Source organism: Yoonia sp. GPGPB17 (assembly GCF_037892195.1).
Lineage (GTDB): Bacteria > Pseudomonadota > Alphaproteobacteria > Rhodobacterales > Rhodobacteraceae > Yoonia.
Genome location: NZ_JATACI010000002.1, coordinates 2,679,204 through 2,694,005, shown reverse-complemented (window position 1 = coordinate 2,694,005; position 14,802 = coordinate 2,679,204). Strand labels below are relative to the sequence as shown.

Annotated in this window: 9 protein-coding genes and 4 pseudogenes; 9 read left to right on the top strand and 4 right to left on the bottom strand. The window is 53.8% G+C overall.

What is annotated here, in order from left to right; all coding sequences use genetic code 11:
- The first annotated feature begins 81 nt into the window (after positions 1 to 81).
- The 6 genes and pseudogenes from rho (at position 82) to QTO30_RS14205 (ending at position 6,837) form a co-directional block, all read left to right on the top strand.
- On the top strand, positions 82 to 1,353 hold the full coding sequence (gene rho / locus QTO30_RS14230; protein ID WP_340424756.1) for a transcription termination factor Rho: 1,272 nt from the start codon (positions 82 to 84) through the stop codon (positions 1,351 to 1,353).
- Between the two features lie 29 nt (positions 1,354 to 1,382).
- Positions 1,383 to 2,658: pseudogene (mnmE, locus tag QTO30_RS14225) on the top strand (tRNA uridine-5-carboxymethylaminomethyl(34) synthesis GTPase MnmE).
- Positions 2,659 to 2,670: 12 nt separating this feature from the next.
- Positions 2,671 to 4,538 (top strand): annotated as a pseudogene (gene mnmG / locus QTO30_RS14220) (tRNA uridine-5-carboxymethylaminomethyl(34) synthesis enzyme MnmG).
- Between the two features lie 46 nt (positions 4,539 to 4,584).
- A complete protein-coding gene (gene rsmG / locus QTO30_RS14215) occupies positions 4,585 to 5,145 on the top strand; it encodes a 16S rRNA (guanine(527)-N(7))-methyltransferase RsmG (protein ID WP_340424755.1) in 561 nt (186 codons plus the stop codon).
- 6 nt (positions 5,146 to 5,151) lie between these two features.
- Positions 5,152 to 5,949, top strand: a complete 798-nt coding sequence (locus QTO30_RS14210) for a ParA family protein (RefSeq protein ID WP_340424754.1) — start codon at positions 5,152 to 5,154, stop codon at positions 5,947 to 5,949.
- Positions 5,950 to 6,837: a ParB/RepB/Spo0J family partition protein gene (locus tag QTO30_RS14205; RefSeq protein WP_340424753.1), complete on the top strand. Its 888-nt coding sequence runs from the start codon at positions 5,950 to 5,952 to the stop codon at positions 6,835 to 6,837.
- Here QTO30_RS14205 and hemW read toward each other — a convergent pair.
- The 3 genes from hemW to rph are packed head-to-tail and all read right to left on the bottom strand — an operon-like array spanning position 6,834 to position 9,299.
- Positions 6,834 to 7,991: a radical SAM family heme chaperone HemW gene (hemW, locus tag QTO30_RS14200; protein ID WP_340424752.1), complete on the bottom strand. Its 1,158-nt coding sequence runs from the start codon at positions 7,989 to 7,991 to the stop codon at positions 6,834 to 6,836. The genes QTO30_RS14205 and hemW overlap by 4 nt on opposite strands.
- A complete protein-coding gene (rdgB, locus tag QTO30_RS14195) occupies positions 7,984 to 8,592 on the bottom strand; it encodes an RdgB/HAM1 family non-canonical purine NTP pyrophosphatase (protein ID WP_340424751.1) in 609 nt (202 codons plus the stop codon). Before rdgB ends, hemW begins: the two co-directional genes overlap by 8 nt.
- A complete protein-coding gene (gene rph / locus QTO30_RS14190) occupies positions 8,592 to 9,299 on the bottom strand; it encodes a ribonuclease PH (RefSeq protein WP_340424750.1) in 708 nt (235 codons plus the stop codon). The genes rdgB and rph overlap by 1 nt, the downstream gene beginning before the upstream one ends.
- 115 nt (positions 9,300 to 9,414) lie before the next feature.
- Between rph and hrcA the strand changes: the two are divergent.
- The 3 genes and pseudogenes from hrcA to QTO30_RS14175 all read left to right on the top strand — a co-directional run bounded on the left by hrcA (position 9,415) and on the right by QTO30_RS14175 (position 11,994).
- Positions 9,415 to 10,481, top strand: a pseudogene (gene hrcA, locus QTO30_RS14185) (heat-inducible transcriptional repressor HrcA).
- An 11-nt stretch (positions 10,482 to 10,492) separates the two neighbouring features.
- Positions 10,493 to 11,050, top strand: a complete 558-nt coding sequence (locus QTO30_RS14180) for a nucleotide exchange factor GrpE (protein WP_340424749.1) — start codon at positions 10,493 to 10,495, stop codon at positions 11,048 to 11,050.
- Between the two features lie 29 nt (positions 11,051 to 11,079).
- Positions 11,080 to 11,994 carry a TPM domain-containing protein gene (locus tag QTO30_RS14175; protein WP_340424748.1) on the top strand — a complete coding sequence of 305 codons (915 nt, stop codon included), beginning with the start codon at positions 11,080 to 11,082 and terminating at the stop codon, positions 11,992 to 11,994.
- Positions 11,995 to 12,099: 105 nt separating this feature from the next.
- On the opposite strand, the pseudogene mutS reads toward QTO30_RS14175, so the two are convergent.
- Positions 12,100 to 14,725, bottom strand: a pseudogene (gene mutS, locus QTO30_RS14170) (DNA mismatch repair protein MutS).
- Positions 14,726 to 14,802: the final 77 nt, after the last annotated feature.

Genomic DNA, 14,802 nt, shown 5'->3' with positions numbered 1-14,802 from the left:
CCCAGCTTCCCGTCCGGGAAAGTGATTTTCCATTTCTAATCGCAAAGATGCTGGCGTTCATGTCAGCACTAGGAATATTTCATGTCACAGCACCGTTTGAATCTTGCCGATCTGAAAGCGCAGAGCCCGAAGGATTTGTTGTCCTTGGCTGAAGAGCTTGAGATCGAGAACGCCTCGACCATGCGGAAGGGCGATATGATGTTCGCCATCCTGAAAGAGCGGGCGGATGAAGAGTGGGTCATCGGTGGCGATGGTGTGCTGGAAGTATTGCAGGACGGGTTTGGATTTCTGCGGTCGCCTGAGGCGAACTATTTGCCAGGTCCGGATGATATCTATGTGTCGCCTGATATGATCCGGAAGCATTCATTGCGCACCGGGGATACGGTTGAAGGCGTGATGAAGGAACCGAATGATACGGAACGGTATTTTGCGCTGACCTCCGTTGAGACGATCAACTTTGAAGAGCCGGAAAAAGCCAAACATAAGGTTGCTTTTGACAACCTGACGCCGCTGTATCCGGATGAGCGTTTGAACATGGAGGTGGCAGACCCAACGGTCAAGGATCGGTCTGCGCGGATCATTGATTTGGTGTCGCCGATTGGGAAAGGTCAGCGATCTTTGATCGTGGCACCACCGCGGACGGGTAAGACGGTGTTGTTGCAGAACATCGCGAACTCGATCGAGCAGAACCACCCTGAGTGTTACTTGATCGTTTTGTTGATTGATGAGCGGCCTGAAGAAGTGACGGACATGCAGCGGTCGGTGAAAGGTGAGGTTGTATCCTCGACCTTTGACGAGCTTACGTCACGCCACGTGGCGGTGTCTGAGATGGTGATAGAAAAAGCGAAACGTCTGGTCGAACATAAGCGGGATGTTGTGATCCTGCTGGACTCGATCACCCGTTTGGGTCGGGCGTTTAACACGACCGTGCCGTCTTCAGGTAAAGTGCTGACCGGCGGTGTCGACGCGAATGCCTTGCAGCGGCCGAAGCGGTTCTTTGGTGCGGCCCGGAACATTGAAGAAGGCGGTTCTTTGACCATCATTGCGACGGCCCTGATTGATACAGGATCGCGGATGGATGAAGTGATCTTTGAAGAGTTTAAAGGGACTGGCAATAGCGAGATTGTTCTGGACCGCAAGGTGGCTGATAAGCGTGTGTTCCCTGCGATGGATATTCTGAAATCTGGAACGCGGAAAGAAGAGCTGTTGGTGGACAAGGGCGACTTGGCGAAGACCTATGTTCTGCGCCGTATCCTGAACCCGATGGGCACCACAGATGCGATCGAGTTCTTGATAGGGAAGTTGAAGCAGACCAAGACGAACTCTGACTTCTTTGATTCAATGAATACGTAACTTATTGTTATAAAACAATGGGTTAATATATGGATACTATCTTTGCTTTAGCCACAGCACAGGGCCGGGCAGGCGTTGCTGTTGTCCGTATCTCAGGTCCAAAGGCTATGGAAGCGGCAAGTCAGTTGTGTGGTTCTGTTCCGAAGCAACGGGGCCTGCGTCAGCTGCGTGATGCCACTGGTGAATTGCTTGATGAGGCGCTCATCTTGAATTTCAAAGAGGGGCGGAGTTTTACCGGTGAAGCTGTTGTCGAGCTTCACTTGCATGGCAGTCCGGCGGTCGTGACAGCTGTGCTGCGGTCGTTGGGTGAGATGCCAGATCTGAGGCAGGCAGAAGCTTAGCGAGTTTACGCGTCGCGCGCTGGAGAATGGTTGTCTGAACCTGGCGGAAGTTGAAGGTCTTGCTGATCTAATTGACGCGGAGACAGAAAGTCAGCGCAAGCAAGCGGTGCGTGTTTTTTCCGGGGCTTTGGGGGAGCTGGCAGAGAACTGGCGGACGCGTCTTATTCGGGCGTCTGCGCTGTTGGAAGCGACGATCGATTTTGCGGATGAAGAGGTGCCGGTAGATGTTGGCCCCGAAGTGAGAGAACTCTTATCTGGCGTACAGGCTGAAATGGTGCATGAGGCAGATGGTGTACGTGTTGCGGAACGGGTACGGGATGGGTTTGAGGTTGCGATCATTGGTGCACCAAATGTGGGTAAGTCGACGTTGCTGAATCGTCTCGCTGGGCGGGATGTGGCCATTACATCAGAGATAGCTGGAACGACACGGGATGTTATCGAGGTGCAGATGGACCTTGACGGGCTACCTGTGACGCTACTTGATACCGCTGGTGTGCGGGATACGGATGACGTTATCGAAGGTCTGGGTGTTGCAAGGGCACTGGATCGTGCGGCGCGTGCTGACTACCGGATTCACTTACAACTTGACCTTGCTGACGCGGCCTATGGTCCAGATGATTTGGTGGTGCAGGCGAAGTCGGATTTGTACGGGCAGAATGGCTTATCAGTATCCGGTAAGACCGGTGACGGTATTGATGATTTGATTGCTGCCGTCAGCTTACGCTTACAGGAGAAGGTGGGTCAAATCGGGATCGCAATGCGGGAGCGTCACCGCGTGGCTATGATGCGCGCTATCGTTTATATGAATGATGCGATGATGTCTCTGGATCAGTCAGATTCGATGACTGATATCATTGCTGAAGATCTTCGCTCCGCTATTCGCGCAGTGGATAGTATCGTGGGTCGTGTTGATGTAGAACACGTGCTGGATGAGATTTTCAGCAGCTTTTGCATCGGGAAGTAGGGAGTGTTTCACGTGAAACATCATGACTACGACGTTATTGTTATTGGTGGTGGCCATGCGGGTGCAGAGGCAGCACATGCGGCTGCTCGTATGGGAGTACGCACGGCGCTGGTTACATTGACCAAAGAATCGATTGGGGTGATGTCCTGCAACCCAGCAATTGGTGGTTTGGGCAAAGGTCACTTGGTGCGCGAGATTGATGCCCTGGATGGTGTCATGGGCCGTGTTGCGGATAAGGCAGGTATCCAGTTTCGCTTGCTTAATCGTAAAAAGGGCCCGGCAGTGCAGGGACCACGTGCGCAATCTGACCGTCAGATTTACCGCACAGAGATGCAATCGGAGCTGAAATCCCTTGAAAACCTGGACATTATCGAGGGTGAAGCTGTTGATTTGCTGATGACCGGCCAGCAAGTGACAGGTGTTCAAATGTGTGACGGTTCCGCGCTGAGTGCGCAGGGAGTCATTCTGACAACGGGTACATTTTTGCGCGGCGTGATTCATATCGGTGATGTTTCGCGGCCTGGCGGGCGTATGGGAGATGACCCTTCGGTGAAGATGGCGGAGCGCCTGGATAGCTTTGATTTGCCCTTGGGACGTTTAAAAACAGGAACACCACCGCGTTTGGATGGTCGGACAATTGCGTGGGATAAGCTTGAAGTACAGCCAAGCGATGAAGATCCGGTATTGTTTTCGTTTCTTTCTACTGGAACTTATGCGCCCCAAATTGATTGCGGGATTACCCACACAAACGTACAAACACATGAGATTATTCGAGAGAACCTTGGCCGATCTGCGATGTATGGTGGGCAAATTGATGGGGTGGGACCGCGCTATTGCCCGTCAATCGAAGACAAGGTGGTGCGTTTTGCCGAAAAGGCGTCTCATCAGATCTTCCTGGAACCGGAGGGGGTAAACGACCACACTGTTTATCCAAATGGCATTTCCACATCATTGCCCGTTGATGTGCAGGAAGACTACGTGAAATCTATCTACGGTCTTGAAAATGCTATTATTTTGCAGCCAGGTTATGCCATTGAGTACGACTATGTTGATCCCCGCGCGCTGCAAGCGACGTTGGAGTTACGCGATGTTGGCGGGTTGTTTTTAGCGGGTCAGATCAACGGTACAACAGGATATGAGGAGGCTGCGGCGCAGGGACTGGTGGCGGGATTGAATGCCGCCGCGAAAGCCAAAGGCCAAGAATCTATCATATTCAGCCGCCGCGATCTTACATTGGCGTGATGATTGATGATCTCATCACGCTGGGTGTGTCAGAACCTTACCGTATGTTTACGTCACGTGCCGAATTCCGGCTATCATTGCGTGCAGATAACGCAGATCAGCGTCTAACAGAACGGGGTCGTGATATCGGGTGTGTTGGCGAAGCCCGTTGGATGCACTTTAGTCGTAAGCTCGACCAGATCACCCGTGCAAAGGAAAAACTGGGAAAGATGACATTGTCGGCACGAGAGATCGCTGGCGTTGGCGTCAATCTGAATGCTGACGGCCCTCGCAGGACAGCGTTGGAGGCGCTTGCGCTTTCCGATTTTAATTTTCCCGATTTGGCAAAGTTGGAGCAAGATGTTGGTCAAATTCCGGCGCACATACAAGATCAGGTAAAGAAAGACGCGCTTTACGCACACTACATTGCACGTCAAGAGCGCGATATCGCGGTTTTGGAGCGGGATGAAAAACACCTGATCCCTGCGGATATTGACTATGCTGAAATCAAGGGGCTTTCGAATGAAATTGTATCAAAACTGGCCGCGGTACGGCCCGTCAATATTGCCCATGCAAGCCGCATCGAGGGTATGACACCTGCCGCCCTTATGTTGGTTGTTGCAGCTACCAAGAAGCACCAGAAGGCGACGGGAACTTAGCCTTATGGTTTCCAGCATCGCAGGTATAGATGTTTCACGTGAAACAATGGCTGAATTGGCGGTTTTTGGTGATCTGGTCGCAAAATGGACGCCCAAGATCAACCTGATTGCACGTGGCAGTGTAGCGTCAGTCTGGGAACGGCACATCCTCGATTCGGCACAGCTTTATCGTTTTGCACCAAAAGACTATGAAAAATGGGTCGATATCGGCAGTGGCGGCGGCTTTCCGGGTATCGTCATGGCAATCTTGGCAAAGTCATTTCATCCCCAAGCGCAATTCATTCTGATCGAAAGCGACCAACGCAAGGCCGCCTTTCTCAGGACAGCTGCCCGTGAATGCGGGGTGCGCGTGACCGTTCTTGCTCAGCGTATCGAAAACGCACCTGAACAAGCAGCAGATGTGGTATCAGCGCGTGCACTAACCGCACTATCTGGACTTCTACCCGTCGCCCAAAGACACCTCAAACCAGGGGGGTCGCCTTATTTCACAAGGGTCGACAGGCGCGACAAGAAATCGCCGACGGCCAAAAGAACTGGGCGTTTGACCTTGAAAGTTATGCCAGTATTACTGATCCTGACGCCCAAATACTTGCGATCCGAAGGATAAAAGCCCTTGGCCAATGACCCGAAAATCATCGCGATTGCCAACCAAAAAGGTGGTGTTGGTAAAACAACGACAACGATCAACCTTGGCGCTGCTTTGGCAGAACAGAAAAAGCGCGTCCTGCTGATCGACCTTGATCCACAGGGGAATGCGTCTACCGGCCTAGGTATTGATCATGACCAACGGGATGCCACAACATATGACCTTCTGTCCGGTGATGTCACCTTGGCCGAGGCGGTGCAGAAAACGAAAATAGATCACCTTTCAATTGTCCCAGCGACAACTGATCTCAGTTCTGCTGATCTTGAGCTTGTTGACAATGCAAAGCGCAGTTTTCTATTGCGCGATGTACTGCAAACGGCCAGCGCGTCCGTACTAGGTTTTGACTATATATTGATAGACTGCCCTCCATCTCTCAATATATTGACAGTCAATGCGATGGTCGCAGCGAACTCTATCATTGTTCCCTTGCAAAGCGAATTCTTCGCACTCGAAGGTTTGTCGCAGCTCATACTCACAGTTCGTGATGTACGCCAGACAGCAAACCCAGATCTTCGGATCGAAGGGATTGCGCTCACCATGTATGACAGCCGTAACAATCTGTCTCTTCAGGTCGAGGATGACGCGCGCGAGAATATGGGCGATATGGTGTTCAAAACTGTCATTCCGCGTAATGTGCGTCTCAGTGAGGCGCCCTCATTTGCTGTTCCGGTTTTGACGTATGACAGTGCATCTAAAGGTAGTGCAGCTTATCGGGCACTTGCAAAAGAACTTATTGAAAAAACAAAGAAAAAAAGGGCCGCATAAATGGCGCGTACGACAAAAAAATCTCGGGGGTTGGGTCGTGGTCTGTCCGCTCTCATGTCAGATGTCGCTGCCGATGAAACGCCACAAGCGTCACCACGGCGCCCTGATATGGTTGTACCGATTGAACAGGTTCAGCCAAACCCAGATCAACCTCGCCGAACCTTTGCCGAGGACGCTCTGAACGAGCTGGCGGCATCTGTGGCTGAGAAAGGGATCATCCAACCACTGATCGTCCGCCAGTCCCCATCGGCTGCTGAAACCTACGAGATTGTTGCCGGTGAACGCCGTTGGCGGGCAGCACAGATCGCAAAGCTGCATGAAATACCCGTGCTGTTGCGTGACTATGACGATACAGAAGTCCTCGAAATCGCCATCATCGAAAATATCCAGCGGGCTGATCTGAATCCGGTAGATGAGGCTGCTGGATACAAGCAGTTGATGGACCGCTTTGGTCACACACAAGATAAGCTGGCGTCAGCTTTGGGGAAAAGCCGAAGCCACATCGCCAACTTGCTACGTCTTCTTAATCTACCCAATGAAGTTCAGACCTACCTGATAAACGGCCAACTGACGGCAGGGCACGCTCGGGCTTTGGTTGGGCATGATCAGGCCGTCAGCCTTGCCCGCGAGGTTATCCAGCGTAACTTGTCTGTGCGCGAGACTGAACAACTCGCCAAAAAGGGCCCGGCGATCAAAAAACGCTCGGTTCCCGGCGCACCCGTTCCAAAAGATGCCGATACCGTTCAAATCGAAAATGAATTGTCAGCCACGCTCGGCATGAAGGTTACCATTGACCACGCGGCAGGATCAGACAGTGGAAAACTGGTGATCGGATACAAATCACTTGATCAACTTGATGATCTTTTGCGTGCCTTGTCGGGCGGCTAAACGTCGAGCATCTCGCGTAACACGGCATTCAATATCGGAAGCCCACGATCTGTTGCTTGGACCGTGCCATCTTGGTATTCGATCAGTTTAGAATCAACTAAAATATTGATATTATTATAATATTTATTATTCATCAGCTCCGGGAACCGATCAATCTTCACACCTTCACGCAGCCGCATACCCATCAGTAAGAATTCAACAACTTGATCCGCCCGATCAAGTCTCTCGCGGCAAGAATCGCCGTTTCCTGTCTTATGCACCTGTGACAACCAAACAGCTGGCGCGCGGGGTGCCTCTGTCGCGTATCGATGTCCGCCGAGCGTCAAGCGCCCGTGTGCACCGGGCCCGATGCCCGCATAGTCGCCATATTTCCAGTAAATCTTGTTATGAATGCTCTCACATCCGGGGCGGGCGTGGTTTGACACCTCATAGCCCAGTAAACCCGCGTCTCCACAAATGTCCTGCGTTGCTGCGTACATATCGGCTGCTGCATCATCATCTGGCAACCCACGCAGCCTCCCGGCTGCATAGCGATCACCAAAGGCCGTGCCGTCTTCAATTGTAAGCTGATAAAGCGACAGGTGATCAACAGCCAAACTTACGGCCTGTGACAGTTCTGATGACCAATCTGCGAGCGACTGTCCCTGGCGCGCATAGATCAAATCAAAACTGACCCGGTTAAAGACATCGCGCGCAACATCAAAGGCTTGTGTTGCTTCGGCCGCTGTGTGCAAACGACCCAATGCTTTCAGATCAACGTCGTTTAATGCCTGTATACCCATCGACACACGGTTCACACCCGCATCGCGATAGCCTGCAAAGCGGCCAGCCTCCACCGACGTTGGATTTGCTTCCAGTGTTATCTCAATATCATTGGCGATAGGCCATGTCGCACGCACTTTCGCTAAGATCGCATCGACAATATCGGGGTCCATCATGCTGGGCGTACCACCGCCAAAAAATACCGACCGTAGCACTCGGCCCTCAGTGTCGGCTCCAATCCGCGTGATCTCGCTCAGATAGGCCGCTTCCCACGCTTTCTGATCAATCTGAGCCACCACATGACTGTTAAAATCGCAGTAGGGACACTTTGCCTGGCAGAATGGCCAGTGAATATAGAGGCCAAAGCCTCCATGTTCCCAATCTTCAGGCAAAACAACCCGCAATCAGTTTGGCAACGGCATCTGCTCTGTGGCTGATCTTGTTCTTTTCCCAGCGGTCCATCTCACCAAAGGTGATGTCATAGCCCTCGGGCTGAAAGATAGGATCATACCCGTGTCCCTGATCACCGCGCATCGGCCAGACAATCTGGCCCGGCATTACACCAGGAAACACCTCATCATGACCATCTGGCCATGCCAGAACCAAAGTGCAACAAAACCGGGCTGTTCGTGGAAAAGGCGCAGAAACAGACTCTAACGCCGCCCAACTGCGCTCCATAGCCATCTTGAAATCACGACCATTCGGTGTTTCGGCCCAATCTGCCGTATGAACACCTGGTGCGCCATCAAGGCCATCAATCTCGATCCCACTGTCATCGGCCAAAGCCGGTAGACCGGTTGCTTTTGCCGCTGCATGCGCCTTGATCCGGGCATTGCCCACAAAGGTGGTCTCGGTTTCTTCTGGCTCTGGCAATCCGTGATCGGCGTTTGACGTCAAAGACACCCCATAGGGCTTCAGAAGATCTTCCATCTCTTCCAATTTGCCGTGGTTATGCGTCGCAATAACCAGTTCCTTGCCGTCAAACCGTCGCATCAGCCAACCGCCGCCAGTTGTGCCGCGGTTAGTTCGGCCACACCCTTTTCCGCTAGATCGACAAGCCCGTCCATCTGCGCCCGCGTAAATGTCGATCCTTCCGCCGACATTTGCACCTCAATCAGCTTGCCACCGGTCATCACAAAATTTCCGTCGACACCGGCCTCGCTATCCTCCGGGTAATCCAGATCAAGCACCTCTTGGCCCGCATAGACTCCGCAGGAAATCGCCGCGACAGGATCAATCAACGGATCGCTGATCACGTCGCCTGCTTTCATCAGTTTCTGCACCGCCAGCTTCAAAGCAACCCAACCCCCGGTGATTGACGCACACCGTGTCCCGCCATCAGCTTGAATCACATCGCAATCCACGACAATCTGCCGCTCACCCAACGCAACCCGGTCAACACCAGCCCGCAAAGATCGGCCAATCAGGCGCTGAATCTCTTGCGTCCGTCCCGACTGCCCATTCTTGGCTTCGCGCCGCATCCGCGTATTGGTGGCCCGTGGCAGCATGCCATATTCCGCCGTGACCCAACCCAATCCAGAGTTCTTTAGAAACGGTGGCACACGTTCATCGATCGATGCGGTGCATAAAACATGGGTGTTCCCGCATTTAATCAGGCACGAGCCCTCAGCATGCATCGTCACGCCAGTCTCAATCGAGATTTCGCGCATTTCGTTTGTCTGACGGCCTGATGGACGCATGGGGTCTCTCCTATCGGTTGCAGGGTGGGGATACGCTGCCCACATATGAAATCCAACCCCGATTGACGCGACCCTGAACTTCGTTTTAATTGCCCAGCCTTTGCCTGAGGACAAGATGACCGAACAACCGCTAGATATCGAAGAAATGAATGATCGCTCGCGCGAAGTTTTTCGGCGTGTGGTTGAAGGGTATCTGGAAAGCGGTGCGCCTGTCGGGTCGCGGACGCTAACTCGCGATTTCTCAGAACAGGTGAGTGCGGCGACAATCCGCAATGTCATGCAGGATTTGGAGTTTCTGGGCCTGTTGGGTAGCCCGCATGTGAGTGCTGGTCGTATCCCGACGCAACTTGGTCTGCGGATGTTCGTTGATGGTTTGCTCGAAGTCGGCGATCTTGATGGCGAAGATCGCCAAAAAATTGACCGCACGCTGACAACCAACGATCAGGATGTCACCTCTGTGCTTGATCAAGTCGGCACGGCGCTGTCCGGCGTGACGCACGGCGCTAGCCTTGTCCTGACGCCAAAACACGAAGCACCGATCAAACACATCGAATTCGTTTCGCTCTCTCAAGACCGGGCCCTTGTTGTTCTGGTCTTCGCAGACGGTCACGTTGAAAACCGCGTTTTCACGCCGCCACCTGGCCAAACCCCGTCCTCTATGCGCGAAGCGGCCAACTTCCTGAATGCTATAGCAGCAGGTCACACGCTCTCAGAACTCGGCGCCGTGATTGCCCGCGAAATTGCAGCCCGCTTAAGCAAGAGATTGACCAGCTCGCTGCTGCCCTTGTGGAAGATGGCATCGCGCTTTGGGAAAATGAAGGCGAACCCACCGAACGCCTGATCGTGCGTGGACGCGGCAATCTTCTGGGTGACAGCGAAAATGAAGCCGATCTAGAACGGATTCGCACCCTTTTTGACGACCTTGAACGCAAGCGCGATATCGCCGAATTCCTTGATCTGGCCGAGGAAGGCGAAGGCGTGCGCATTTTTATTGGCTCAGAGAACAAATTGTTCTCTTTATCGGGTTCATCTCTCGTCGTTTCCCCTTATATGAACGCCGACCGAAAGATTATTGGCGCGGTCGGCGTGATCGGGCCAACACGGCTCAATTATGGGCGCATCGTGCCGATTGTGAATTACACCGCAAAGCTGGTTGGCAAAATGATTGCTGACCGCTCTTAAAGGGAAGATCGATGTCTGAGAAAGACCAAGAACTGCAAAGCCTTGATGAACTCGCCGCCGAAGGCGATGAAATAGATTTTGACGCGGCAGAAGCCAGCTTTGATGAAATTGAGGCCCTGCGCGTTGAGCGTGACGAGTACCGCGATAAGTTCATGCGCGCCCTTGCGGATACCGAAAACCTGCGCAAACGGGCCGAACGCGATCGTCGCGAAGCCGAGGACTACGGTGGCTCCAAGCTCGCCCGCGATATGCTGCCTGTCTACGACAACATGCGCCGCGCGCTGCAGTCTGCCGCTGAAGCGGAGCAGGATGTGAATAAGGCCCTGCTTGAAGGTGTGGAACTGACCATGCGCGAGCTGATCAGCGTTTTCAAAAAGCACGGAATCGACCCTATTACGCCCGAAGTCGGCGATAAGTTCGATCCCAAGCTGCATCAGGCGATGTTCGAGGCACCTTTGCCCGATACTAAAGCAGGCGATATTATTCAGGTCGCTGCTGAAGGGTTCATGCTGCATGATCGGCTGCTGCGCCCGGCCCAGGTTGGCGTATCATCGACGCCCGCATCTTGATCAAACACCTCTTCGCGGGGGTCCTTTTCTTGGGTCTTTGGGTTGGCGCGGCCATTGCGCAGAGCTTTCCCGAAGACATCGACTTTTACGTCAATGACTACGCCGACCTGTTGACTGACTCAGAAGAGCAGGAACTGCGCGGTGATCTTGATGAACTCTACAACGAGCGCGGCATTGAGTTCAACGTCCTGACCATCACGCGGATGTCGGATTACGGACACAGCGGCAGTATCGAGGCGTTCGCAACCGATCTGTTCAACACCTGGGGCATAGGCGACGAAGAGCGCAATGATGGTGTGCTGCTTTTGGTCTCGCATCTGGATCGCGAACTGCGCATCGAGGTCGGCGCTGGTTATGGCACAACCCTAAACCGACCAATGGAACACGTGATTGATACCAAGATCGTACCTAACTTCCGGTTGGATGAATACGCAGACGGCATTCGCATGGGCGTGGAAGAGGCAATTTACCAAGTCGCGGGCGCAACGCCGGGCACCTATGATGCATCGCCCCTTCAAAAGACATGGATTGGGTTGAAGCGCTTTGTAACAGACCTTGGTTTGTGGCTGCTCGCACCTTTTGCCGCCGCGGTCCCATTTGTGATCCGTCTGGTGCGTCGGATAAAGCGTAACCGCCCGCGGACCTGTCCAAACGACGGATCGCGCATGCGCCGCTACTTGGAAGAAACCGAAGATGACAGCCTGTCGCCCGGTCAGTTGATGGAAGAGCAGCTTGAAAGCGTAGACTATGATGTTTGGTACTGTGACCGATGCGATCACGTGACAATTGAAGGGTATCGTGCATGGTTTTCACGTTATGGTGCTTGCCGCGAATGCAATTTTCGCACAGTAGAGGGCGACAGTCGCGTTGTGAGATCAGCGACCTATTCTTCAACTGGACTACGTGAAACAGATTATGACTGCCATCATTGTCATGCACATTAAACCGTGACAAAAACGATCCCTCGAAAGACCAGAAGTTCATCATCAAGCGGCGGCAGTCGTGGGGGTGGACGGTCCAGTGGTGGCGGTGCCAGTGGCAGTTGGTAACTATAGCTTGCTTTTCAGGTCATAGATCAACGCAAGCGCCTCTTTGGGTGTCAGATCGTCGGGGAAAACTGCCTTGAGCGCCTCTTCCACCTCGGATTTCGTTGCGGCGGCTGGTTTTGCGGCAGGTGTCGCGGCAAAAAGCGGCAAATCATCAATAATCGCCTTGCGTGATCCACCCCCTTCACGCTCACCTTTCTCCAAAGCTTCCAACACGACCTTCGCCCGTTCCACCACGACAGGCGGCAGCCCGGCCAAACGGGCCACTTGCACGCCATAGCTGCGATCTGCTGTGCCGCGTTTGACCTCATGCAGGAAAATTACATCGCCCTCCCACTCTTTGACAGCAACGGTCGCGTTATCGACCCCATCCAGTTTCGCCGACAGTGCTGACATCTCATGGTAATGGGTGGCAAAGAGCGCACGACACCGGTTGACGTCATGCAAATGCTCCAACGTTGCCCAGGCAATTGACAAACCATCATAGGTGGCGGTTCCGCGCCCGATCTCATCCAAAATCACCAGCGCCCGGTCATCGGCTTGGTTCAAGATTGCCGCAGTCTCGACCATTTCTACCATGAAGGTCGACCGCCCGCGTGCCAGATCATCCGATGCACCCACGCGGCTAAAGATTTGGCTGACTATCCCAATGTGCGCCTCGGCCGCAGGTACAAAACTCCCCATTTGCCCCAGAATCGCCAGCAATGCATTCTGCCGCAGGAACGTCGATTTACCCGCCATGTTCGGACCCGTCAGCAACCAGATTGAGGCGTCTGTCAGCCCGCAGTCATTTGCGATGAAAGGTGCGCCTTCCTTTTGAAGCGCCGCCTCAACAACCGGGTGGCGTCCACCGGCGATCTCAAACGCGCGGCTGTTGTCCACCTTGGGTCGCACCCAATTGTTCGTTACCGCCAGATGTGAAAGTGCGGCCATCAAATCAATCTCTGACAATGCGCGCGCCAACGCAGCAAGCGGTCCTGCCTGTGCGATAATCGCCTCAGTTAGGCTGGAATAGAGCCTCTTTTCGATCTCAAGCGCCCGTCCACCCGCGTTCAGAATACGCGTCTCTATTTCGGACAGTGCGACGGTCATAAACCGCACCTGATTGGCGGTCGTTTGGCGGTGAATGAAGGTTTCACTCAGCGGCGGCGCCATCATCTTGTCCGCATGAGTCGCGGTCGTTTCGATGAAATAGCCCAGCACATTGTTATGCTTGATCTTTAGTGAGGAAATACCAGAGGTCTCAATGTACTCTGCCTGCATGCTGGCGATGACAGATCGCCCTTCATCGCGTAACGTGCGCACCTCATCCAGTTCAGCATCATATCCGGGCGCAATGAACCCACCATCTCGCGAAAGAAGTGGCGGCTCTGCAATCAATGCCTCGTCAAGCAGGTCCAGTAGAGCATTATGCCCGGTCAGATCCCCGGCGGCATCTGCCAATATCTGCGGCATATCTCTTGGCAATTGCGTCGCAAGCTGCGCTGCATGCCCAATCGTGTTGCGAATAGCGGCCATATCGCGCGGGCCACCCCGATCAAGCGCCAGCCGAGACAACGCGCGATCCATGTCGTGCACGCCACGCAGGGCTTCGCGGATGTCTGTTGCTAAATGTGCGTTTTCCGCAAGAAAAGACACTGAATCCAGCCGCGAAGCGATCACATCTACATTGCACGAAGGTGAAGCCAAACGCCGCTCCAACAGCCGTGCCCCCGGCGGTGACTGTCCGATCAATGCAATGCAGAAGCGATCCTTGCTTGCCGCCATTCATAGCTTGGGTCAGTTCAAGTGATTTGCGTGTTGCGGCATCAATCTGCATCGCAGCAGACTGACCCTCTTGCATGGGTGGTCGCAGTAAGGGCAGGTTGCCGCGTTGCGTGATATCCAGATACTCGGCAACAGCAGACATTGCCCCGATTTCAGCGCGCCCAAAGCTGCCAAAGGCGTCGAGTGATCCGACTTTGTAGAGACTGCAAAGGCGTTTTTCACCCGACGTGCTATCGAAAGCCGCGGCACCCAAAGTCGTCAGCGTGGCACCAGAATCAGACACTATTCCTGCCCAGATCGCCTCATTTCCGTCGACGACAATCACTTCGCGCGGTGTCAGCCGGGCAAGTTCTGGCCCCAACTGCGCGCCTGAACAGGGCATCACGTGAAACGCGCCGGTTGAGATATCGACCCAGGCCAGTGCGCCTTCATCTCGCACCACGTGAAACGCGGCCAGAAAGTTGTGTCGGCGCGCATCCAGCAGTGAGTCCTCAGTGAGCGTGCCGGGCGTCACTAGCCGCACAACCTCGCGTTTCACGACTGCCTTATATCCACGCTTCTTTGCTTCTGCGGGGCTTTCCATCTGTTCGCAGACGGCGACGCGAAACCCTTTGCGGATCAGCGTCAGAAAGTAACCCTCGGCTGCATGATGCGGCACACCGCACATCGGAATGTCCTGATCATCGTGTTTACCGCGTTTGGTCAGCGCAATATCAAGGGCTTCAGCTGCAGCAACTGCATCGTCAAAGAACATCTCATAGAAATCACCCATCCGGTAGAACAGCAGGGCATCGGGATGTTCTGCCTTAATCTCCAGATACTGCGCCATCATAGGCGTTGTGGTGCTTTTGGTGCTGCTCATGCATCCCCCTGATCAACCCGCGCACATTAGCAGTACATAAAAGCTGCGAAACCCTGAAATGAACCCGTTGCGGCCCG